The following is a 20,667-nucleotide window of genomic DNA, read 5'->3' on the forward strand; positions in this document are numbered from 1 at the left end:
ACTCCGCCAGGGACTGGACAAAGGAGTATCCATGCTCACGCAGAATCCAAAGATCCGCAAGGAAATCAATCATCTGCAAGACAGCGCCGATTCGGCCGTACGCCAGCTCCGGCATGCCGCCCGTGATACCCGCGATGCGGTGGGGCCGGTGTCGGACGAGGTGAAGGCGCTGATCGCGCAACTCCAGCAAACCATCGACGTACTGGCGCACGAAGGCTCCGCCGAAGGCATGGCCGCGGGCCGCCGCCTGCGGGCCCGGGCCCACGAACTGTCCGACCGCATGCGCGAGCGTGGCCGCGACGGCGTGCACTGGGCGCGCGACCAGATGGACGTGGCCGTCGACAATGGCCGCCAGCGCGTGGTGGAGTCGCCGCTCAAGGCGGTAGGCGTGGCCGCGCTGATCGGCGCGTGTATCGGGCTGATGCTGGCCGGCCGGCGCAACGGCGACTAGCGCGATTCAGGGCGATTCAGGGCGATTCAGGGCGATTCAGGGCGATTCAGGGCGCAGGTGGCGCCCAGGTCGCCAGCGCCACAGGACGCACACAGATACGCAGGTTGGCAGGACGAATTCCAGGGTCTCTCCCCTTACCCCTGCAGCAACCCCCTTTCCGGATATATCCCTGATCCGGGACGCCCGGGCACCAAGCGGTGTCCGGGTTCTTTTTTGCGCGCCACGCATGCATGGCCGCAACCTTGCAATTGGCTTTCCAGGGGTGGGCGAATCAAGGCGGGCGGCCCGGACAGGCCGCCGTTCAGAGGGGGCACCGGCGCTGTGACGTGGCGCGCCGGCGGGTAACGATCAGGCCGGGGGCCGGCGATGCAGGCTCAGACGCCCCACATCACGTCGGCGCCTTCCTTCTGCGACAGGCGCAGCATGTCCAGGAACGGGTAGGCTCGCTGCCCCAGGTGCAGCGGCTCTTCTTCCCGCTCGTCTTCCGGGCCCGGGTGGACCGTGGTATCGGCGGGATGCACCTTCCTGGCGTCCTGCACGGCCGCTTCCAGCTTGCGGATTGCCGCCGGCATTTCCTCGGTCGTGATCACCCCGCGTTCGCCCAGATGCTTGCCAATGATGCCAAGCAGCGTGATGGCAAGGTCCTTCATCATGATCAGGTCCTGCGCCGCGTGGGATTTGAAGGTGATCAGCATGATGTTTCCTTTCACGAGTGGCGACATGACTGGCGCGGGGCGCACAGGTCGTCGCATGATGTCAGCATAGCACCTGATAAAATTCCGCGTTTCCCGATTTCCACTGCCGGTGCACGCGGCGGGGCCTTCACTTTCCAGCCCCTCCGAGCCCGGACGCATTCCAGCTTTCCAAGGCCCAGATATCCATGCTGCCTGTTCAGACCTCCCAACTCGCCGCCGCGTTCACCGATGCCGTGCGCGCGCTTGCCCCGGCCGACGCCGCCCTGCCCGCGGTCACGTTCGAGCGCCCCAAGCAGGCCGCTCACGGCGATCTGGCCTGCAACATCGCCATGCAGGTGGCAAAGGCGCTGAAGACCAACCCGCGCGAACTGGCGCAGAAGGTGGTTGACGCGGTCAAGGCAGATCCGCGCGCATCGGCGCTGGTGGCGGCCCTGGAGATCGCCGGCCCCGGCTTTATCAACCTGCGCCTGAGCCCGGCGGCCCGCGCCGAGGTGCTGCGCGCGGTGCTGGGTGACGGCGACCGCTACGGCGCGCGCCCGGCCGGCGAGCATGGCCAGGTGCTGGTGGAGTTTGTGTCGGCCAACCCGACCGGTCCGCTGCACGTCGGCCACGGCCGCCAGGCCGCGCTGGGCGACGCGCTGGCGAACCTGCTGGCCTGGCAAGGCTGGGCCGTGCATCGCGAGTTCTACTACAACGACGCCGGGGTGCAGATCCACACGCTGGCCGTGTCGGTCCAGGCACGTGCACGCGGCCTGAAGCCGGGCGACGCCGGCTGGCCCGAATCGGCCTACAACGGCGACTACATTGCCGATATCGCCGCCGACTTCCTGGCCGGCAGGACGGTCTCGGCCTCGGACGGCGAGCCGGTGACGGCCTCGGGCAACGTCGAGGACCTGGAGTCGATCCGCAAGTTCGCCGTGACCTACCTGCGCAACGAGCAGGACATCGACTTGCAGGCGTTTGGCGTGAAGTTCGACCGCTACTACCTGGAATCGTCGCTGTACAGCGACGGCCGCGTGGATGCCGCCGTGCAGTCGCTGGTCGGCAAGGGCAAGACCTACGAGAGCGAAGGCGCGCTGTGGCTGCGCACCACTGACGACGGCGACGACAAGGACCGCGTCATGAAGAAGAGCGACGGCACGTACACGTACTTCGTGCCGGACGTGGCCTACCACACCACCAAGTGGGAGCGCGGCTTCGCCAAGGTCATCAACGTGCAGGGCAGCGACCACCACGGCACCATCGCCCGCGTGCGCGCCGGCCTGCAGGGCCTGGACATCGGCATTCCGCAGGGCTACCCCGACTACGTGCTGCACAAGATGGTCACCGTGATGAAGAACGGCGAGGAGGTGAAGATCTCCAAGCGCGCCGGCTCGTACGTGACCGTGCGCGACCTGATCGAGTGGAGCAACGGCGGCGACGAGACCATCCGCGGCTGCCTGGAAGCCGGTGTGGCCGACTGGCCGGCGCACTTCACGCGCGGCCGCGACGCCGTGCGCTTCTTCCTGCTGTCGCGCAAGGCCGACACCGAGTTCGTGTTCGACGTGGACCTGGCGCTGAAGCAGAACGACGAGAACCCGGTGTACTACGTGCAGTATGCCCACGCGCGCATCTGCTCGATCTTCGAAGCCTGGGGCGGCGCCGACTGGCAGCAACGCCTGCCGGAGCTGGCAAGCGTGGATCTGGCGGCCGTGACCGCCGCCGACGTCAGCCCGCAGGCCATCGCGCTGGGCCGCCGCCTGGCCGAGTTCCCGGACATGCTGGCCGCCGCCGCCGGCGAACTGGCGCCGCACGCCGTGGCGTTCTACCTGCGCGACCTGGCCGGCGACTTCCATGCGTTCTACAACGCCGACCGCGTGCTGGTGGACGACGAGACGGTCAAGCGGGCCCGTCTGGCGCTGCTGGCCGCCACCCGGCAGGTGCTCAAGAACGGCCTGGCGGTGATCGGCGTCTCGGCGCCGCAACGGATGGACCGTGCTCCGGAGCAGGAAACGCCTGCCGCCTGAACTTCGCGTCATCGGACTGGCTCTATAATCCCCGGCAACACCGAAGAGGACTACATGCAACACAATGCAAAGCGCGCCTTGCGCGCCGTCCGCCATCGCCAGACGCAGCGTGGCGGCACGTTCCTGGGCCTGGTGCTCGGGCTGATCGTCGGCCTGGCCATTGCCGTGGTCATCGCGCTGTACATCACCAAGTCGCCGGCGCCGTTCAAGGGCAATGGCAACAACAGCCCGGCGCCGCGTCCGACCGAGCCGGGCAACGTCGCCAGCGCGCTGCCCAACCCGACCCAGCAGGCGCAGCAGGCCCAGCCGGGCGCGGAGCCGGCCGATCCGAACAAGCCGCTGTGGAGCAAGACGCCCGCCAAGCCGGTGGGCCAGCCCGAACAGCCGGCTGCGCAGCCGCCCGTGGCGACCAGCCGTCCGGCCGAGATGCCGGCCAGCACCGGCTCGGTGGCCAGCAAGCCGGCCGAAAAACCGGCGGAAAAGCCGGCCGCGCGTCCGGCCGAGAAGCCGGTGGCCGATCCCATCGCCGAGATTGCCCAGGCCGATGCCAACAAGGTGGGCTACCTGCTGCAGGTAGGCGCGTTCCGCTCGCAGGACGACGCCGACCGCCAGAAGGCCAACCTGGCGATGCAGGGCTTCGAGGCCAAGGTGACCGATCGCGATGTCAACGGCGTCAAGATGTACCGCGTCCGCCTGGGGCCGTTCAACCGGATCGAGGACATGAACCGGGCGCGCGACCGCCTGCAGTCGGCCGGTTTCGATGCCTCGGTGATCCGTTTCACGAAACAGTAATCCAGCGAAATATTCTGACCGGGGGGGCGGGTGCGAACCATGTGCCGCCGTCCCGGTCTTAGACGCTATCCAATCGCTCGTCGAGCACGTTCAACCCGTAAGGCCCTTCTGACATGAAGAAAATCGCCGCACTGATCGCCACCGCTGCCGCCGTAGGCGGCCTGCTGATGTCCGCGCCCGCCGCCATGGCCGCGCCGACGGAAGGCAAGGACTACACGGTTCTGAAAGCCCCGCAGCCGGTGCCGGCCGGCAAGATCGAGGTGACCGAGTTCTTCTGGTACGGTTGCCCGCACTGCTACGACTTCGAGCCCGAGCTTGAAGCGTGGATCAAGAAGCAGGGCAAGGACGTGGTGTTCAAGCGCGTGCCGGTGGCCTTCCGTGACGACCTGCTGCCGCATACGAAGATCTTCTACGCGCTGGAATCGCTGGGCAAGCTCGACGCCATGCACACCAAGGTGTTCGACGCCATCCACAAGCAGCGCAAGCGCATGGTCGACACCAACGAGATTGCCGATTTCATGGCCGCCAACGGCATCGACCGCAAGCAGTGGCTGGACACCTACAACTCGTTCTCGGTGACCACCAACGCGCAGCGCGCCAACAAGATCGCCGACGCCTACAAGATCGATGGCGTGCCGACCGTGGTGGTGCAAGGCAAGTACGAGACCTCGCCGTCGATCGCCGGCACCAAGTCCGCTGCCATCCAGGCCATGGACTTCCTGGTCACGGGCGTGCGCGACAAGAAGCTCTGATCGACCGCCGTCCCGGCCGGATCGACTCCAACAGCCCGGTGCAGCCGCTGCACCGGGCTGTTTTGCTTTGGGCGCGTGTGCCAATCTGCGACAAATTGCCGCGCCGGTCCCTGCCCTTGCTCCCAGCCCGGGCGGCCACCCGCGCTATATTCCCACCCATGAACCCCCAGAAAATCTTCCTGACCGGCGCGTCCAGCGGCATTGGACAGGCCCTGGCCCGAGCCTATGCCGCGCAGGGCGCAACACTTGGCCTGGTGGGCCGACGTGAGGACGCGCTTCGCGCCTTTGCCGCCAGCCTGCCCAATCCCGCCGCCGTGCGGGTCTACGCCGTCGATGTCCGCGACGCGGATGCCATGCATGCGGCGGCGGCCGACTTTCTGGCGAACGTGGGATGTCCCGATGTGGTCGTCGCCAACGCGGGCGTATCGGTGGGTACCGTCGCAAGCGAGCGCGAGGACCTGGAAGTCTTCCGCACGGTGATGGATACCAACTGGTTTGGCACGCTGACCACATTCCAGCCATTTCTGGAGCCCATGCGCGCGCAGCCGCCCGGCCCGGACGGCTGGCGCGGCACGCTGGTCGGCATCGCCAGTGTGGCCGGGGTGCGCGGCCTGCCCGGCGGCGGGGCGTACAGCGCGTCGAAGTCGGCCGTGATCAAGCTGCTGGAGAGTCTGCGGCTGGAACAGTCGCACGAGCGGATTCGCGTGGTGACGATCGCACCGGGCTATATCCGTACACCGATGACCGCCCACAATCCGTACAAGATGCCGTTCCTGATGGACGCCGATGTGTTCGCCCGCAAGGCCGTGCGCAAGATTGGCGCGGGTGCGCGTTTTGCGGTGATTCCGTGGCAGATGGGCGTTGTGGCGTCGCTGCTGCATGTGATGCCGCGCTGGCTCTACGATGCGCTGTTCCGGCGCGCGCCGCGCAAGCCGCGCCAGTCGCGGAGCGCATGATGTGGACCGATGCGGTGGGACACGTGCATGGTACGGCCGAGGGCACGGTGCGCATCGCGTCGCTGGTGCCGTCGATCACGGAACTGCTGTTCGACCTGGGGCTGGCTGACCGGATCGTGGCGCGCACCGGCTTCTGCATCCATCCGGAGCCGGCTGTACGCGCCGTGGCAAAGGTGGGCGGTACCAAGGACGTCAAGCTCGACCGCCTGCGCGCGCTGGCGCCGACGCATGTGATCGTCAATATCGACGAGAACCGGCGCGAGACCGTGGAGGAGATCCGACGCTTCGTGCCGCACGTGATCGTCACGCATCCGTGCGGGCCAGAGGACAATTTCGCGCTCTATGCCCTGCTGGGCGGCATCTTCGGGCGGCAGGCCGAGGCCGAACCGCTGGCGGCCGGGCTGCGGGGCGCGCTCGACGCGTTGCGCGCCAGGTCGTGGCCCGCCCGCCGCGTGCTCTATGCGATCTGGCAGGACCCGTGGATGACGGTGTCGCGCGACACCTATATCAGCCAGATGCTTGCACTGGTGAACTGGGCCACGTGGCCCGATACGGCGCCGCAGGCGTGCGTCGATGGCGATTGCAGCCGCCCGAACGCGGCTGGCGAGCGTTATCCGACCTTCCGCTGGAGCGATGCCCTGGTGCGTGACCTGGATGCCGTGCTGTTGTCCACCGAGCCGTACCGCTTTACCGAAGACCATGCCGACGCGCTGGAGCGGCAGATCGGCAAGCCGGTGCTGCTGGTGGATGGCGAGATGCTGTCGTGGTACGGCAGCCGCGCCATGGCCGGCGCGCGCTACCTCAAGACACTGGCTGAGGGCTTCTAGCGCTCAGCCAGCCAAGGCCGCTTAGGCCTTGGTAAAGCGGACGACGCCGTCGTCGCCCACCTGCCGCGCCAGTTCGCCGCGATGCCACAGCGCGTGCAGGTGCGCCAGCGCCTCGCCCATCGCGAAGGTCAGCTGGTGGATGTCGAACTGGCGGCGGAAGATCACCCTGACGATATCGTGCGCGTTGCACGGCTTTTCGGCGCACGCGGCCAGCGTTTCGGCCAGGCGGTCGACATGGTGCTCCCGTAGCTGCAGGATCCGCGTATGGAGATTGCGGAATGGCCGGCCGTGCGACGGCAGGATCAGCACGTCGCCGGGCAGGTCGTCGTACTTGCCCAGCGAATCGAGATAGAGCTGCAGCGGATTGGCTTCGGGCTCCATGTCGAACACGCTCACATTCGTCGAAATGCGAGGCAGCACCATGTCGCCGGAGATCAGCACGTTGGTGGCTGCGTTGTACAGCGCCACGTGTTCGGGGGCGTGTCCGTAGCCGGTGATGACGCGCCACGAAGCCGTGGCCGGGTCGGCGTCGATCTGCACGGTGTCGCCGTCCATCAGGCGGCGGTACTGGGTGGGCAGGCCGGGCACCAGCGACGGGTAGTAGCTCTTGCGGGCCCGCAGCTTTTCGAGATTGTCGGGGTCGGTCAGGCCATGGCGCGCGAAGTGGCTGGCCGCGAAGTCGCCGCCGGCATTGGAGCCGACGCCCGAGCCGCCCGCCATCACGCGGGCCGACATGTAGTCGCCCAGGCTCATCCACAGCCGTACGTCCCAGCGCTTGCAGATCCAGTGCGCCAGGCCCACGTGGTCGGGGTGGCAATGCGTGACCAGCACGCGCAGCACGGGCAGGCCTTCCAGCTCGTTGGCGAAAATGGTCTCCCAATGGGCCTGGATGGTGTCGTTGGTGATGCCGCAATCGACGATGGTCCAGCCATCGCGGCCGTCGATACGGTCGCGCAGCAGCCACAGGTTGATATGGTCCAGCGCAAAGGGCAGCGGCATGCGCAGCCAGTACACGCCCGGCGCCACTTCCTGACGCGTGCCCGGTTCGGGCATGGTGTCGCCAAACGGATATTGGAGCTGATGTTCGAGTGCGTTCATGGGGTTTGTCTCGTCAATAACGGCGTGCTCGGGGGCACGCTCTTGTCCGGATTGTCACGCGCAGCAGTTGACGCTAACGTTAACGTCAATTCGCAAACCATGCACGGTCATCTTAGACGAAAAAGTTGATCATGCAACGAATCCGCGAACGATCGTTCATTTTTTAGCAGGACGCCATATGTCGGCCCAGCCATCTTCCGCCACCTACACGATTACCGATCTTGCACGCGAATTCGAAGTAACGCCGCGCGCGATCCGCTTCTACGAGGACCAGGGCCTGCTGTCGCCTGACCGGGAGGGGCCCAGCGGCCGCAAGCGCGTCTACAACGGCCGCGAACGCACGCGGCTGAAGCTGACGCTGCGCGGCAAAAGGTTAGGGCTTACTCTCAATGAAATCCGCGAAATTCTGGATCTCTACGAGTCGCCACGCGATACGGCGCCGCAGCTGGAGCGCTTCCTGCACTTGCTGGCCCAGCACCGCGGCACGCTGGAGCGGCAGATGGAAGACCTGCAGGCCCAGCTGGCTGAAATCGACCAGCATGAACGCCAGTGCAAGGCGCTGCTCGCGACACACCATGACGCCGGCCACACCCGCACGGCCTGATCCTGCCGCGAAGTCGACACTTCGTGGCAACTCCAATTGACGTTTACGTAAACGTCAATAAAATAGCTCCGACACATCCAATACCGAACCCTGCGCGATCCACGGCAGATCCAGCGACAGAACCAGGAGACAACACCATGACCGAACTTCCCGGCCTCAAATTCGACCTTGGCGAAGACATCGAGATGCTGCGCGAATCGGTGCGCAGCTGGGCCCAGGCCGAACTGGCGCCGCGCGCCGGCGAGATCGACCGCACCGACCAGTTCCCGATGGACGCCTGGAAGAAGATGGGCGACCTGGGCGTGCTGGGCATCACGGTGGCCGAGGAGTACGGCGGTGCCAACATGGGCTACCTGGCCCACATGATCGCAATGGAGGAAATCAGCCGCGCGTCGGCGTCGGTGGGTCTGTCGTATGGCGCCCATTCGAACCTGTGCGTGAACCAGATCCACCGCAATGGCACGGCCGCGCAGAAGGCGAAGTACCTGCCGAAGCTGGTATCTGGCGAATGGATTGGCGCGCTGGCGATGAGCGAGCCGAACGCCGGGTCGGACGTGGTCAGCATGAAGCTGCGTGCCGATTTCAAGGGCGACCGCTTTGTGCTGAACGGCACCAAGATGTGGATCACCAACGGCCCCGACTGCGACGTGCTGGTGGTCTACGCCAAGACCGAGCCCGACCTGGGCGCGCGCGGCATGACCGCCTTTATCGTCGAAAAGGGCATGAAGGGGTTCTCGGTGGCGCAGAAGCTGGACAAGCTCGGCATGCGCGGCTCGCACACGGGCGAACTGGTGTTCCAGGACGTGGAGGTGCCGGTGGAGAACATCCTCGGGGCCGAAAACGGCGGCGCCAAGGTGCTGATGAGCGGGCTGGACTACGAACGCGCGGTGCTTTCCGGGGGCCCGGTCGGCATCATGCAGGCGTGCATGGACGTGGTGACGCCGTATATCCACGACCGCAAGCAGTTCGGCCAGAGCATCGGCGAATTCCAGTTGATCCAGGGCAAGGTGGCCGACATGTACACGACGCTGCAGGCGGCCCGCAGCTATCTGTACACGGTGGGCAAGAACTTGGACGCGCTGGGCACCGACCACGTGCGACAGGTGCGCAAGGACTGCGCCGCGGTGATCCTGTACACCGCCGAAAAGGCCACGTGGATGGCTGGCGAGTCGGTGCAGATCCTGGGCGGCAACGGCTATATCAACGAATACCCGGTGGGGCGCCTGTGGCGTGATGCCAAGCTGTACGAGATTGGTGCGGGCACCTCGGAAATCCGCCGCATGCTGATTGGCCGCGAGCTGTTCGCGGAAACGATGTAAGCCCGGAAAGTGATCCCGGAGGCGTTCGTGGCTTACCCGAGGGTAAGTACCGAACGCCATTACAATTTCGACTGCCAGCCGTTCTCCCGATTGTCCGGAACTCTCGAGTCATGTCCCCCTTTCCCAAGCTGCTCGCCTCGCAGATTGCCTACGATGTGGCGCGGACCATGCTGGACGGATTCGACAAGCACTACCGGCTGTTCCGCGAGGCCGGCGTCACGGCCAAGGCGCGCTTCGAGGCCTGCGACTGGCATGGCCTGCAGGCGCTGCAGCGCGACCGCATCGCGTTCTACAACGACCGGGTGCGCGAGGCCGTGGAGACGCTGCAGGACGAATACGACGCCGAGCGTATCGACGACGATATCTGGCAGCAGATCAAGCTCCACTACATTGGCCTGCTGACCAACCACCACCAGCCCGAACTGGCCGAGACTTTCTTCAACTCGGTCTGCACGCGCATCCTGCATCGCTCGTACTTCAACAACGACTTCATCTTCGTGCGCCCGGCCGTCTCGACCGAGTACATCGAGAACGAGGAATCGCCCACCCGGCCCACCTATCGGGCCTATTACCCGGGCAGCCGCGAAGGCATGGCCGCCTGCTTCGAGCGGATCGTCCACAACTTCCAGCTCGACGTGCCGTTCGAGGACCTGAAGCGCGACGTCGGCTACGTGCTGCGCGCGCTCGACGAGCACGCCGGGGAATTCCGCGTGGCCGCGAATTTCCAGGTGCATACGCTGTCGTCGCTGTTCTTCCGCAACAAGACGGCGTTCATCATCGGCCGGGTGCTGAACGGCGACCAGACGTATCCGATGGCGATTCCGGTGGTGCACGGGCCGTCCGGCAAGCTGGTGCTCGACACGGTGCTGCTGCGCCCCGAACAGCTGCTGGTGCTGTTCTCGTTCGCACATGCCTATTTCCTGGTCGACATGGAGATCCCGTCGGCGTACGTGACCTTTCTGCGCGACCTGCTGCCGCGCAAGTCGCGGGCGGAGATCTACACCTCGCTGGGGCTGCAGAAGCAGGGCAAGAACCTGTTCTATCGCGACTTCCTGCACCATCTGCAGCATTCGTCGGACAAGTTCGTGGTGGCGCCCGGCATCAAGGGGCTGGTGATGCTGGTGTTCACGCTGCCGTCGTTCCCCTATGTTTTCAAGGTGATCCGCGACGAATTCCCGGCGCCCAAGGAAACCACGCGCGCGCTGGTGAAATCGAAGTACCAGCTCGTGAAGCAGCACGACCGCGTGGGCCGCATGGCCGATACGCTGGAATATTCGGACGTTGCCTTTCCGCTGTCGCGTTTCGACGACGCGCTGCTGCGCGAACTGACCCGGCATGTGCCGTCGATGCTCGAATACCAGCGCAGCAGCGACGGCAGCGACGAGATCGTGGTGCGCCACCTGTATATCGAGCGGCGCATGACCCCGCTGAACATCTGGCTGCAGGAAGGCACCGACGCCCAGGTGGACCACGGCATCCAGGAATATGGCGATGCCATCAAGGAGCTGATTGCTGCGAACATTTTCCCCGGCGACATGCTTTACAAGAATTTCGGCGTCACGCGGCACGGCCGCGTGGTGTTCTACGACTACGACGAAATCGAGTACCTGACCGACTGCAATATCCGGCGCGTGCCCGAGCCGCGCAACGAGGAAGAGGAAATGTCCGGCGAGGTGTGGTACACCGTACATCCGCACGACATCTTCCCGGAGACCTATCGCACGTTCCTGCTCGGGGATCCGCGCGTGCGGGCCGCGTTCCTGCGGCACCATTCCGATTTCTTTGACGCCGCCATGTGGCAGCAACACAAGGACCGGCTGCTGGCCGGCCATGTACATGACTTTTTTGCCTATCCACAACAAGAACGCTTCATTCACCGCTACGGCGCAGCAACAATCGACCACGCAAGGAGGGCAGCATGACTGATGCCATCGCCCAACTGTTCCGCAACAATCGCGAGTGGGTAGATCGCGTCAACGCGGAAGACCCGACATTCTTCACCCGCCTGGCCAACCAGCAGGCGCCCGAATACCTGTGGATCGGCTGCTCGGATTCGCGCGTGCCCGCCAACCAGATCCTGGGCCTGGCACCGGGCGAGGTGTTCGTCCATCGCAATATCGCCAATGTGATCTCGCACAGCGACCTCAACGCGCTGTCGGTGATCCAGTTCGCCGTGGAAGTGCTGAAGGTGCGCCACATCACCGTGGTGGGCCACTACGGCTGCGGCGGCGTGAAAGTGGCGCTCAAGCGCGAGCGCGTGGGCCTGTGCGACAACTGGCTGCGCCACGTGCAGGACGTGGCCGACAAGCATTCGGCCTACCTGGGCACCGTGCTGCGCGAAGACGACGCCCATACGCGCCTGTGCGAGCTGAACGTGATCGAGCAGGTCAACAACATCTGCCAGACCACCGTGCTGCAGGACGCCTGGGACCGTGGGCAGCAGGTGACCGTGCACGGCTGGATCTACGGCGTGTCCGACGGCCTGCTGCGCGACCTGGGCATGGCCGCCAGCAGCAACGACGAATTGCAGGCGCAGATTGCGGCCGCCCTGCAGCAATACGGCGATCCGCCACAAGCATCGATTCGCTGATCGACTACGACTGAAGCCCACCTGCTTCGAGGAGACACAGACATGCAAAATCCGAACGACCCGATCGTCATCGTTTCCGCCGCACGCACCCCGATGGGTGCGTTCCAGAGCGAACTGAGCAGTCTGACGGCGCCGCAGCTTGGCGCCGCCGCCATCCGCGCCGCCGTGGAGCGTGCCGGTATCAAGCCGGAGCAGGTGCAGGAAGTGGTATTCGGCTGCGTGCTGCCTGCCGGACAGGGCCAGGCGCCAGCGCGGCAGGCCGCGCTGGGCGCGGGGCTGCCGCTGGACGTGGCCTGTACCACGGTCAACAAGATGTGCGGCTCGGGCATGCGGGCGGCCATGTCGGTCTACGACGGCCTGCTGGCCGGCTCGTTCGATATCGCCGTGGCGGGCGGCATGGAAAGCATGACGAACGCGCCGTACCTGATTCCGAAGGGCCGTGGCGGCTACCGTATCGGCCACGGCATGATCTACGACCACATGATGCTGGATGGCCTGGAGGATGCCTACGACAAGGGCCGCGCCATGGGCACGTTCGGCGAGGACTGTGCCGCCAAATACCAGTTCACGCGCGAGCAGCAGGATGCCTTTGCGATGGAGTCGGTGCGCCGCGCCCAGCACGCCACGGAGGCCGGCGATTTCCGCTGGGAGATCACGCCGGTCACGGTGTCGGGCAAGGGCGGCGACACGGTCATCGACACCGACGAAGGTCCGCGCCGCATCAAGGTGGACAAGATCCCGTCGCTGAAGCCGGCCTTTGCCAAAGACGGCACGATCACCGCCGCATCGTCTTCGTCGATCAACGACGGCGCCGCCGCGCTGGTGATGATGCGCGAATCCACCGCGAAGCAACTGGGCCTGGTGCCGATCGCGCGCATGCTGGGCCATACGTCGTACGCACAGGCGCCGGGCTGGTTCACGACCGCGCCGGTCGAGGCCATCGCCAGGCTGTACCGCAAGCTGGACTGGACCACCGACAGCGTGGACCTGTTCGAGATCAACGAAGCGTTCGCCGTCGTACCGATGGCCGCCATGCACGACCTCAAGATTCCGCATGACAAGGTCAACATCCATGGCGGCGCTTGCGCGCTGGGCCATCCGATCGGGGCGTCGGGCGCGCGCATCATGACCACGCTGATCGGCGCGCTGCGCAAGACGGGCGGCAAGCGTGGCGTCGCCAGCCTCTGCATCGGCGGGGGCGAAGCCACCGCTGTCGGGATCGAGATCGTCTGATCGGCACTGACCACCACACACGACAACAAGCAGGAGTTTCGCCATGCCTACCGCGCTCGTTCTTGGTGCTTCCCGAGGTCTGGGCCTTGAATTCGTCCGGCAGTACCGCGCCGACGGCTGGCGCGTGGTAGCCGCCGCGCGCAGCGCCGAAGGCGTGGAGGCGCTCAAGGCGCTGGGCGCCGAAGCCCACCAGATCGACCTGACCGACGCCGGTGCGGTGGCGGGCCTGGGCTGGAAGCTCGATGGCGAGTCGTTCGACGTGGCGATCTACAACGCCGGCGTGATCGGGCCGCGTACCGAAGGCGCGCAGCCCATCGCGCAGCAGGACTTCGACGCCGTGATGCACACCAATGTGCTGGGGCCGATGATGGCCCTGCCACTGGTGCTGCCGTTCGTCGAGACCGGCAATCACGGCCGCGGCGGCGTGCTGGCCGTACTGTCATCGAAGATGGGCAGTATCGGCGGGATGGACAGCAACGGCGCATGGATGTATCGCATCAGCAAGGCGGCGGCCAACGCGGTGCTCAAGAGCGTGTCGCTGGACGCGCGCCATGCGATCTGCGTGGCGCTGCATCCGGGCTGGGTGCAGACCGACATGGGCGGCCCGAACGCCGACCTGACGCCGCAGCAGAGCGTGACCGGCATGCGCCGCACGCTGGCCGGCCTGACGCACAACGACAACGGCAGCTTCCACAACTACGATGGCACGGCTATCCCCTGGTAAGGACCGACGCTCATGCTGCTGACCCCCGAGCAGGAAATGATCCGTGACGCCGTGCGCCAGTTTGCGCAGGACGTCATTGCGCCGCAGGCCGCGCAGTGGGACCGTGACAAGACCTTCCCCAAGGACGTGCACAAGGAACTGGCACGCCTGGGCGCCTACGGCGTGGCCGTGCCCGAGGAACTGGGCGGCGCCGGGCTCGACTACCTGTCGTTGGCCCTGATCCTGGAAGAGATCGCGGCAGGCGACGGCGGCACGTCCACCGTCATCAGCGTCAACAACTGCCCGGTCTGCAGCATGCTGATGGCCTTTGCCAGCGACGCGCAGAAGCAGCGCTGGCTGGTGCCGCTGGCCCGTGGCGAGATGCTTGGCGCGTTCTGCCTGACCGAGCCGCATGTCGGTTCCGACGCCTCGGCGCTGCGCACCACGGCCACCCGCGATGGCGACCACTACGTGCTGAACGGCGTGAAGCAGTTCATCACCAGCGGCAAGCATGCCGATGTGGCGATCGTGATGGCGGTGACCGACAAGGCAGCCGGCAAGCGCGGCATCAGCGCCTTCGTGGTGCCGACGTCCACGCCCGGCTATATCGTGGCCCGCCTGGAAGACAAGCTCGGGCAGCATTCGTCGGACACCGCCCAGATCGTGTTCGAGGACTGCCGTATCCCTGCCGACTGCCTGCTGGGCGAGGAAGGGGCGGGCTACAAGATGGCACTGTCGGGGCTCGAAGGCGGCCGTATCGGCATTGCGTCGCAGAGCATCGGCATGGCGCGCGCCGCATTCGAGGCTGCGCTGGCCTATGCCAAGGAGCGCGAAAGCTTCGGCCAGCCGCTGTTCCAGCACCAGGCCGTGCAGTTCCGCCTGGCCGACATGGCGACGCAGATCGACGTGGCGCGGCAGATGGTCTGGCACGCCGCCTCGCTCAAGGACGCCGGCCGGCCCTGCCTCAAGGAGGCCGCCATGGCCAAGCTGTTCGCCAGCGAAATGGCCGAGCGCGTATGCTCGGACGCGATCCAGGTGTTCGGCGGTTACGGCTATGTGAACGATTTCCCGGTCGAACGGATCTATCGGGATGTGCGCGTGTGCCAGATCTACGAAGGTACCAGCGACATCCAGAAGATCCTGATCGCCCGCGCGCTTGGATGACAGACCAGACGTTCCCCTGAAACCGTCGCACCCGAACCGGAGTCCCTCGCGATGACCGCACCGATCGATTTCTACTTCGACTTTTCCTCGCCCTACGGCTACTTTGCCAGCACCCGCATCGACGAGCTGGCCCAGAAGTACGGCCGCGGCGTGATGTGGCATCCGGTGCTGCTGGGCGTGGTGTTCAAGACCACCGGCTCGTCGCCGCTGCCGTCGATCCCGCTCAAGGGCGAGTATTGCTGGCGCGATTTCGAGCGCACCGCGCAGTTCCACGGCATCGACTACAAGCGCCCGACGCACTTCCCGCTGCCGACGCAGCACGCCGCCCGCGCCATGCTGTGGCTGCAGAACCATCACGGCGCCGACCTGGCCGCCGCGTTCGCCAAGGCCGTGTACCGCGCGCTGTTCGTCGACGACCTGAACATCGCCGAGCCGGCCGAGCTGGCGAAGCTGGCCGAGGCCCTGGGCGTCGACCCGGTGGCAATGAACGAGGGCGCCACGAGCTACCAGATCAAGGACCAGCTGAAGGCCGAGATCGACGTGGCGATGGCCAAGGGCGTCTTTGGCTCGCCGTTCGTGATCATCGACGGCGAACCGTTCTGGGGCTTCGACCGCTTCGAGCAGATCGAGGCCCACCTGAAGAGCCGGCGGCAGACCGAACTGCGCGCCGTCGGCGGCAACGAACTCAACAAGGAAAAGAAACCCGCATGACCGCAGCAAACCAGGCCGCACGCTTCGATTGCGTGATCTTCGACTGTGACGGGGTTCTCGTCGACAGCGAGCCGATCGTCCATCGCGTGCTGAACCGCGTGCTCAACGAGCTTGGCATCGAGATCACGCTCGAGGAATCCATGAAGTGGTTCCTCGGCCGTGCGGTGCGCGACGAACTGGGCAATATCGAGGCGCGTCTCGGCAAGCCGCTGCCGCGCAACTTCCTGTCCGAATGGTTCGTGCGGCGCGACGCCGCGCTGATCGAGGAACTGGAAGCCGTGCCGCATATCCGCCAGACCATCGAAGCGATCAAGGCGCGTGGCCTGCCGGTGTGCGTGGCATCGGGCGCGGACCGTATCAAGGTCAAGCTGCAGCTGACGCATACCGACCTGCTGGGGCTGTTCGTCGACCCGCAAGACCAGCGCGAGCATATCTTCTCGGCCACCGAGGTCGAGCACAGCAAGCCCGCACCGGACGTCTACCTGCTGGCCGCGCGCACGATGGGCGTGGAGCCGTCGCGCTGCGCCGTGGTGGAAGACAGCCCCACCGGCGCCACCGCCGGCGTGGCCGCGGGCATGACCGTGTTTGGCTATGCCGCGCGCACCGATGCCGACGAACTGCGTGCGGTGGGCGTCAAGACCCTCTTCACCGACATGCGCAACCTGCCGGAGCTGATCGGATGACCAGAAAGCGCCAGTCCGGTGCCAGCGCGGAACCTTGCCCCTGCGGCAATGGCCCCTATGCCACGTGCTGCGGCCGCTTTCACCGTGGCGAGGCGGTGCCGGCCACGGCCGAGGCGCTGATGCGTTCGCGCTACAGCGCCTATGTGCTGGGCGACGAAGGCTGGCTGCGGCAGACCTGGCATGTGTCGACGTGTCCGCAGGACCTGTCGGCCGATGCCGGTACGCGGTGGCTCGGGCTGACGGTGAAGTCCCACGTGCAACAGGACGACACACACGCCACGGTGGCCTTCGTGGCGCGCTACAAGGTGGGCGGGCGCGCCCACCGGCTGGAAGAGCTGAGCCGCTTTGTCTTCGAGCCGCGCGAGCCTGGCACGCCGGCCCGCTGGCTCTACGTGGATGGCGACCTGAAGGAACAGGAAGGACAGGAATGACGTGCGGCGCCCGCGCGGCGCACGATCCCGGCTGAATTGGCACGACAAGCAAGAGAACACAGGAAGAGACATGCCCACGCTGGAAACCAAACTGAACGCACGCTCGGAATCGTTCAAGGCCAATGCCGAGACCATGCAGGCGCTGGTGGCCGACCTCAGGCAGAAGATCGCGAAGCTGGCCGAAGGCGGCGGCGAGGATGCCCGAGCCAAGCACCTGGGCCGCGGCAAGCTGCTGCCGCGCGACCGCGTGCAGCAGCTGCTTGATCCGGGCACGCCGTTCCTGGAACTGTCGCAACTGGCCGCGTACGACATGTACGACAATGCGGCCCCCGGCGCTGGCGTCATCACCGGCATCGGCCGTGTGGCCGGCCAGGAGTGCGTGATCGTCTGCAACGACGCCACGGTCAAGGGCGGTACCTACTACCCGATGACAGTCAAGAAGCATGTGCGCGCGCAGGAGATCGCCGAGCAGAACAACCTGCCGTGCATCTACCTGGTGGACTCCGGCGGCGCCAATCTGCCGAACCAGGACGACGTGTTCCCGGATCGCGATCATTTCGGCCGCATTTTCTACAACCAGGCCAACCTGTCGGCCAAGGGCATTCCGCAGATCGCCGTGGTGATGGGCTCGTGCACGGCCGGCGGCGCCTATGTGCCGGCGATGAGCGACGAGTCGATCATCGTCAAGAACCAGGGCACGATTTTCCTGGGCGGCCCGCCGCTGGTGAAGGCGGCCACGGGCGAGGAAGTCAGCGCCGAGGACCTGGGCGGAGCCGACGTGCATACGCGGCTGTCTGGCGTGGCCGACTACTTCGCGCAGAACGACCATCATGCGCTGAGCCTGGCCCGCAATATCGTGCAGCACCTGAATCGCCGCAAGCCGGACCAGATCCGCCTGCACGAACCGCAGGAGCCGCTGTATCCGGTGGAAGAGCTTTATGGCGTGATTCCTACCGACACGCGCAAGCCGTATGACGTGCGCGAGGTCATCGCCCGCATCGTCGACGGATCGGAATTCGACGAATTCAAGGCGCGCTACGGCACCACGCTGGTCTGCGGCTTTGCGCGGATCTGGGGCTACCCGGTGGGCATCATCGCCAACAACGGCATCCTGTTCTCGGAGTCGGCGTTGAAGGGCGCGCACTTCATCGAGCTGTGTTGCCAGCGCAAGATCCCGCTGGTGTTCCTGCAGAACATCACCGGCTTCATGGTGGGCCGCAAGTACGAGAACGAAGGCATCGCGCGCAACGGCGCCAAGATGGTGACGGCCGTGGCCACCGCCCAGGTGCCCAAGTTCACGGTGATCATCGGCGGGTCGTTCGGCGCCGGCAACTACGGCATGTGCGGCCGCGCCTATTCGCCCCGATTCCTGTGGATGTGGCCGAACGCGCGCATCTCGGTGATGGGGGGCGAGCAGGCGGCCAGCGTGCTCGCCACGGTGCGCCGCGACGGCATCGAGTCGAAGGGCGGCCAATGGGGCGCCGACGAGGAAGAAGCATTCAAGGCCCCGATCCGCGACCAGTACGAGCGCCAGGGGCATCCGTACTACGCCAGCGCGCGGCTCTGGGACGATGGTGTCATCGACCCGGCGCAGACCCGCACGGTGCTGGGCCTCGGTCTTTCCGCCAGCCTCAATGCGCCGATCGGCGACATGAAGTTCGGCGTATTCCGCATGTAGTTTTTTCTTGTTTGATTGTTTTTTCTGGAAGGTTGGTTGTTGTCATGTCCCGTGTTGTTCCCACCACCTGCCGCGCAGTGGTTGCGCTGGCCGCGTTGGCCTGCATCGTGTGGTGCGGGCCGGCCATCGCGCAGGTGGCGATGCCGGCGCAGTCGGTCGAGCAGGTGGTAATGGTGCCGAAGGTGGGGATGGAAACCACCGTCGACCTGGAAACCACGATCTTCCGGCCGGCCGGCGAAGGGCCGTTCCCGATGGTGGTGATCAACCACGGCAAGTCGCCGGGCAAGCCCGCGTTCCAGGGCCGTGCGCGATTTGCCGCGCAGACGGCCGAGTTCGTGCGGCGCGGCTATGTGGTGGCGCTGCCGATGCGGCAGGGGTTTTCCAAGTCGGGCGGGCAGTACGTGGGCGGCAGCTGCGACGTGCGCGGCAACGGCATGATGCAGGCCGAAGACGTGGTGGCGGTGCTGGACTACCTGGTGCAGCAGCCCTATGTCGATGCCACGCGCATCGTCGTCATCGGCCAGTCGCATGGCGGCCTGTCGACCATGGCGTTGTCGGCCATCGGCTACCCCGGTGTGGTGGGTGTGGTCAATTTCGCGGGCGGCCTGCGCAACGACAACTGCGTGGGCTGGGAGAACAACCTGATCGACGCATTCGGTGACTACGGGCGCGGGGCGCGCTATCCGTCGCTGTGGGTCTACGGCGACAACGACAGCTACTGGCCGTGGCCGCTGCCCGAGCGCATGTTCAACAGCTACAAGGCCAACGCCAGCGGAGCGGCAAAGGATGCGCGCTTCGTCGACGTGGGCGAATTCGACGGCGATTCGCACCGCCTGTTCAGCAACCGCGCCGGCGTGGCCGTGTGGCTGCCAGAGGTGGACGTGTTCTTCCGGCACCTGGGCTTGCCGTTCGACGAGGTCCCCGAACGGACCCAGCCCGCCAGAGCGAAGACCGCCGGCCAGACATCCTGACAATCCAGGAACCAGGAGGAGACATGCAATTCACCACGCTTTCAGTGACCGCCGAGCGCCATATCGCCACGGTCACGCTGAACCGGCCCGATGTGCGCAATGCGTTCAACGAGACGGTCATCGCCGAACTGACCGGCGCCTTCCGGGCGCTGGGTGACACGCCCGAGGTGCGGGCCATCGTGCTGACCGGCAATGGCCCCGCGTTCTGCGCGGGCGCCGACCTGAACTGGATGAAGAAGATGGCCGGCTACTCGGACGACGAGAACCGTGCCGATGCGCTGACGCTGGCGCAGATGCTCCACACGGTCTGGGTCTGCCCCAAGCCCGTGATCGCGCGGGTCCAGGGCGATACCTACGCCGGCGGCATGGGGCTGGTGGCGGCCTGCGATATCGCGGTGGCGTCGGCCACGGCCAACTTCTGCCTGTCCGAGGCAAAGCTGGGCCTGCTGCCCGCCACGATCAGCCCCTATGTGATCCGCGCGATGGGCGAGCAGGCGGCGCGCCGCTATTTCATTACCGCCGAGCGGTTCGATGCCGCCGAGGCGCTGCGCGTGGGATTCCTGCACGCGGTGGTGCCGCCGCAGGACCTGGATGAAAAGGTGGCCGAGATCGCCGCCACGCTGGCGGGCAACAGCCCCAATGCCGTGCGCGAGAGCAAGCGGCTGGTGCAGGATGTGGCAGGCCGCGAGATCGACAGCGACCTGCTGGCCGATACCGCCAACCGGATCGCAGCGATCCGCGCGTCTGACGAAGGGCGCGAGGGCGTGCGGTCGTTCCTGGAAAAGCGCGCGCCATCGTGGAAACCGCAGTAGCGCGGGATGCTGGAGATCTGCGCCCCTCTCCCACTCGCGGGAGAGGGGCGCAACCAGAAGCTTGCAAAGACGGCGGCCGCCACACAATTTTTAGCAGACATTTGCCAGACGTTACCCGCGAGAAGCGCGACTCCAGGTGCCATGCGCGGCACGGCAGCCGGCAACATCGCGCTATTTCGCTCAATCTGATG

The 20,667-nt window shown here is 66.0% G+C and carries 21 protein-coding genes; 19 read left to right on the top strand and 2 right to left on the bottom strand.

What is annotated here, in order from left to right; all coding sequences use genetic code 11:
• The first annotated feature begins 31 nt into the window (after nt 1–31).
• Nucleotides 32–451 carry a DUF883 family protein gene (locus A9J21_RS10105; RefSeq protein WP_066734863.1) on the top strand — a complete coding sequence of 140 codons (420 nt, stop codon included), beginning with the start codon at nt 32–34 and terminating at the stop codon, nt 449–451.
• Nucleotides 452–825: 374 nt separating this feature from the next.
• Here A9J21_RS10105 and A9J21_RS10110 read toward each other — a convergent pair whose 3' ends face one another.
• Nucleotides 826–1,146, bottom strand: coding sequence for a DUF1840 domain-containing protein (locus A9J21_RS10110; protein ID WP_066734973.1), 321 nt, complete (start codon nt 1,144–1,146; stop codon nt 826–828).
• A gap of 185 nt (nt 1,147–1,331) precedes the next feature.
• On the opposite strand from A9J21_RS10110, the gene argS reads away from it, so the two are divergent.
• From argS to A9J21_RS10135, 5 genes are all read left to right on the top strand, one after another.
• Nucleotides 1,332–3,152 (top strand): arginine--tRNA ligase, encoded by a 1,821-nt coding sequence (argS, locus tag A9J21_RS10115; protein WP_066734867.1) that lies wholly within the window; start codon nt 1,332–1,334, stop codon nt 3,150–3,152.
• Nucleotides 3,153–3,206: 54 nt separating this feature from the next.
• Nucleotides 3,207–3,944, top strand: a complete 738-nt coding sequence (locus tag A9J21_RS10120; RefSeq protein WP_066734869.1) for an SPOR domain-containing protein — start codon at nt 3,207–3,209, stop codon at nt 3,942–3,944.
• A 113-nt stretch (nt 3,945–4,057) separates the two neighbouring features.
• Nucleotides 4,058–4,696 (top strand): thiol:disulfide interchange protein DsbA/DsbL, encoded by a 639-nt coding sequence (locus A9J21_RS10125; RefSeq protein ID WP_066734871.1) that lies wholly within the window; start codon nt 4,058–4,060, stop codon nt 4,694–4,696.
• A gap of 158 nt (nt 4,697–4,854) precedes the next feature.
• Nucleotides 4,855–5,652, top strand: coding sequence for an SDR family oxidoreductase (locus tag A9J21_RS10130; protein ID WP_066734880.1), 798 nt, complete (start codon nt 4,855–4,857; stop codon nt 5,650–5,652).
• Nucleotides 5,652–6,479: a helical backbone metal receptor gene (locus A9J21_RS10135; RefSeq protein ID WP_066734882.1), complete on the top strand. Its 828-nt coding sequence runs from the start codon at nt 5,652–5,654 to the stop codon at nt 6,477–6,479. The genes A9J21_RS10130 and A9J21_RS10135 overlap by 1 nt, the downstream gene beginning before the upstream one ends.
• A gap of 21 nt (nt 6,480–6,500) precedes the next feature.
• Here the strand turns inward: A9J21_RS10135 and A9J21_RS10140 are convergent, their stop codons facing one another.
• Entirely contained in the window at nt 6,501–7,577 is a 1,077-nt protein-coding gene (locus A9J21_RS10140; protein WP_066734884.1) for an MBL fold metallo-hydrolase, read from the bottom strand.
• A 178-nt stretch (nt 7,578–7,755) separates the two neighbouring features.
• On the opposite strand from A9J21_RS10140, the gene A9J21_RS10145 reads away from it, so the two are divergent.
• The 13 genes from A9J21_RS10145 to A9J21_RS10205 all read left to right on the top strand — a co-directional run bounded on the left by A9J21_RS10145 (nt 7,756) and on the right by A9J21_RS10205 (nt 20,476).
• A complete protein-coding gene (locus A9J21_RS10145) occupies nt 7,756–8,181 on the top strand; it encodes a MerR family DNA-binding transcriptional regulator (protein ID WP_066734887.1) in 426 nt (141 codons plus the stop codon).
• A gap of 137 nt (nt 8,182–8,318) precedes the next feature.
• Nucleotides 8,319–9,500 carry an isovaleryl-CoA dehydrogenase gene (locus A9J21_RS10150; RefSeq protein ID WP_066734889.1) on the top strand — a complete coding sequence of 394 codons (1,182 nt, stop codon included), beginning with the start codon at nt 8,319–8,321 and terminating at the stop codon, nt 9,498–9,500.
• A gap of 110 nt (nt 9,501–9,610) precedes the next feature.
• Entirely contained in the window at nt 9,611–11,422 is a 1,812-nt protein-coding gene (gene aceK / locus A9J21_RS10155; RefSeq protein ID WP_066734891.1) for a bifunctional isocitrate dehydrogenase kinase/phosphatase, read from the top strand.
• Nucleotides 11,419–12,090, top strand: coding sequence for a carbonate dehydratase (gene can, locus A9J21_RS10160; RefSeq protein ID WP_066734893.1), 672 nt, complete (start codon nt 11,419–11,421; stop codon nt 12,088–12,090). The genes aceK and can overlap by 4 nt, the downstream gene beginning before the upstream one ends.
• Nucleotides 12,091–12,132: 42 nt before the next feature.
• On the top strand, nt 12,133–13,323 hold the full coding sequence (locus tag A9J21_RS10165) for an acetyl-CoA C-acetyltransferase (RefSeq protein ID WP_066734896.1): 1,191 nt from the start codon (nt 12,133–12,135) through the stop codon (nt 13,321–13,323).
• A 43-nt stretch (nt 13,324–13,366) separates the two neighbouring features.
• Nucleotides 13,367–14,047: an SDR family oxidoreductase gene (locus tag A9J21_RS10170; protein WP_066734899.1), complete on the top strand. Its 681-nt coding sequence runs from the start codon at nt 13,367–13,369 to the stop codon at nt 14,045–14,047.
• A 12-nt stretch (nt 14,048–14,059) separates the two neighbouring features.
• A complete protein-coding gene (locus A9J21_RS10175; RefSeq protein WP_066734902.1) occupies nt 14,060–15,190 on the top strand; it encodes an acyl-CoA dehydrogenase family protein in 1,131 nt (376 codons plus the stop codon).
• 51 nt (nt 15,191–15,241) lie between these two features.
• Nucleotides 15,242–15,901 (top strand): 2-hydroxychromene-2-carboxylate isomerase, encoded by a 660-nt coding sequence (locus A9J21_RS10180; RefSeq protein WP_066734905.1) that lies wholly within the window; start codon nt 15,242–15,244, stop codon nt 15,899–15,901.
• Nucleotides 15,898–16,584, top strand: a complete 687-nt coding sequence (locus tag A9J21_RS10185) for an HAD family phosphatase (protein ID WP_066734908.1) — start codon at nt 15,898–15,900, stop codon at nt 16,582–16,584. Before A9J21_RS10180 ends, A9J21_RS10185 begins: the two co-directional genes overlap by 4 nt.
• Nucleotides 16,581–17,015: a YchJ family metal-binding protein gene (locus A9J21_RS10190; RefSeq protein WP_066734911.1), complete on the top strand. Its 435-nt coding sequence runs from the start codon at nt 16,581–16,583 to the stop codon at nt 17,013–17,015. The genes A9J21_RS10185 and A9J21_RS10190 overlap by 4 nt, the downstream gene beginning before the upstream one ends.
• A gap of 70 nt (nt 17,016–17,085) precedes the next feature.
• Nucleotides 17,086–18,693: a carboxyl transferase domain-containing protein gene (locus tag A9J21_RS10195; protein ID WP_066734914.1), complete on the top strand. Its 1,608-nt coding sequence runs from the start codon at nt 17,086–17,088 to the stop codon at nt 18,691–18,693.
• Nucleotides 18,694–18,737: 44 nt separating this feature from the next.
• A complete protein-coding gene (locus tag A9J21_RS10200) occupies nt 18,738–19,664 on the top strand; it encodes a CocE/NonD family hydrolase (RefSeq protein ID WP_066734916.1) in 927 nt (308 codons plus the stop codon).
• Nucleotides 19,665–19,687: 23 nt separating this feature from the next.
• The gene (locus A9J21_RS10205) at nt 19,688–20,476 is read left to right on the top strand and encodes an enoyl-CoA hydratase/isomerase family protein (RefSeq protein WP_066734918.1); all 789 of its coding nucleotides are present in this window, start codon (nt 19,688–19,690) and stop codon (nt 20,474–20,476) included.
• The last annotated feature ends 191 nt before the right edge of the window (nt 20,477–20,667 follow it).

This window comes from Cupriavidus sp. D384 (assembly GCF_001652915.1).
Classification (GTDB): Bacteria; Pseudomonadota; Gammaproteobacteria; order Burkholderiales; family Burkholderiaceae; genus Cupriavidus.

Excerpts from the sequence above, each read along its gene's own strand:
- A9J21_RS10105 (WP_066734863.1), top strand. The coding sequence starts at position 32 with ATGCTCACGCAGAATCCAAAGATCCGCAAGGAAATCAATCATCTGCAA.
- A9J21_RS10110 (WP_066734973.1), bottom strand. The coding sequence starts at position 1,146 with ATGCTGATCACCTTCAAATCCCACGCGGCGCAGGACCTGATCATGATG.
- argS (WP_066734867.1), top strand. The coding sequence starts at position 1,332 with ATGCTGCCTGTTCAGACCTCCCAACTCGCCGCCGCGTTCACCGATGCC.
- A9J21_RS10120 (WP_066734869.1), top strand. The coding sequence starts at position 3,207 with ATGCAACACAATGCAAAGCGCGCCTTGCGCGCCGTCCGCCATCGCCAG.
- A9J21_RS10125 (WP_066734871.1), top strand. The coding sequence starts at position 4,058 with ATGAAGAAAATCGCCGCACTGATCGCCACCGCTGCCGCCGTAGGCGGC.
- A9J21_RS10130 (WP_066734880.1), top strand. The coding sequence starts at position 4,855 with ATGAACCCCCAGAAAATCTTCCTGACCGGCGCGTCCAGCGGCATTGGA.
- A9J21_RS10135 (WP_066734882.1), top strand. The coding sequence starts at position 5,652 with ATGTGGACCGATGCGGTGGGACACGTGCATGGTACGGCCGAGGGCACG.
- A9J21_RS10140 (WP_066734884.1), bottom strand. The coding sequence starts at position 7,577 with ATGAACGCACTCGAACATCAGCTCCAATATCCGTTTGGCGACACCATG.
- A9J21_RS10145 (WP_066734887.1), top strand. The coding sequence starts at position 7,756 with ATGTCGGCCCAGCCATCTTCCGCCACCTACACGATTACCGATCTTGCA.
- A9J21_RS10150 (WP_066734889.1), top strand. The coding sequence starts at position 8,319 with ATGACCGAACTTCCCGGCCTCAAATTCGACCTTGGCGAAGACATCGAG.
- aceK (WP_066734891.1), top strand. The coding sequence starts at position 9,611 with ATGTCCCCCTTTCCCAAGCTGCTCGCCTCGCAGATTGCCTACGATGTG.
- can (WP_066734893.1), top strand. The coding sequence starts at position 11,419 with ATGACTGATGCCATCGCCCAACTGTTCCGCAACAATCGCGAGTGGGTA.
- A9J21_RS10165 (WP_066734896.1), top strand. The coding sequence starts at position 12,133 with ATGCAAAATCCGAACGACCCGATCGTCATCGTTTCCGCCGCACGCACC.
- A9J21_RS10170 (WP_066734899.1), top strand. The coding sequence starts at position 13,367 with ATGCCTACCGCGCTCGTTCTTGGTGCTTCCCGAGGTCTGGGCCTTGAA.
- A9J21_RS10175 (WP_066734902.1), top strand. The coding sequence starts at position 14,060 with ATGCTGCTGACCCCCGAGCAGGAAATGATCCGTGACGCCGTGCGCCAG.
- A9J21_RS10180 (WP_066734905.1), top strand. The coding sequence starts at position 15,242 with ATGACCGCACCGATCGATTTCTACTTCGACTTTTCCTCGCCCTACGGC.
- A9J21_RS10185 (WP_066734908.1), top strand. The coding sequence starts at position 15,898 with ATGACCGCAGCAAACCAGGCCGCACGCTTCGATTGCGTGATCTTCGAC.
- A9J21_RS10190 (WP_066734911.1), top strand. The coding sequence starts at position 16,581 with ATGACCAGAAAGCGCCAGTCCGGTGCCAGCGCGGAACCTTGCCCCTGC.
- A9J21_RS10195 (WP_066734914.1), top strand. The coding sequence starts at position 17,086 with ATGCCCACGCTGGAAACCAAACTGAACGCACGCTCGGAATCGTTCAAG.
- A9J21_RS10200 (WP_066734916.1), top strand. The coding sequence starts at position 18,738 with ATGTCCCGTGTTGTTCCCACCACCTGCCGCGCAGTGGTTGCGCTGGCC.
- A9J21_RS10205 (WP_066734918.1), top strand. The coding sequence starts at position 19,688 with ATGCAATTCACCACGCTTTCAGTGACCGCCGAGCGCCATATCGCCACG.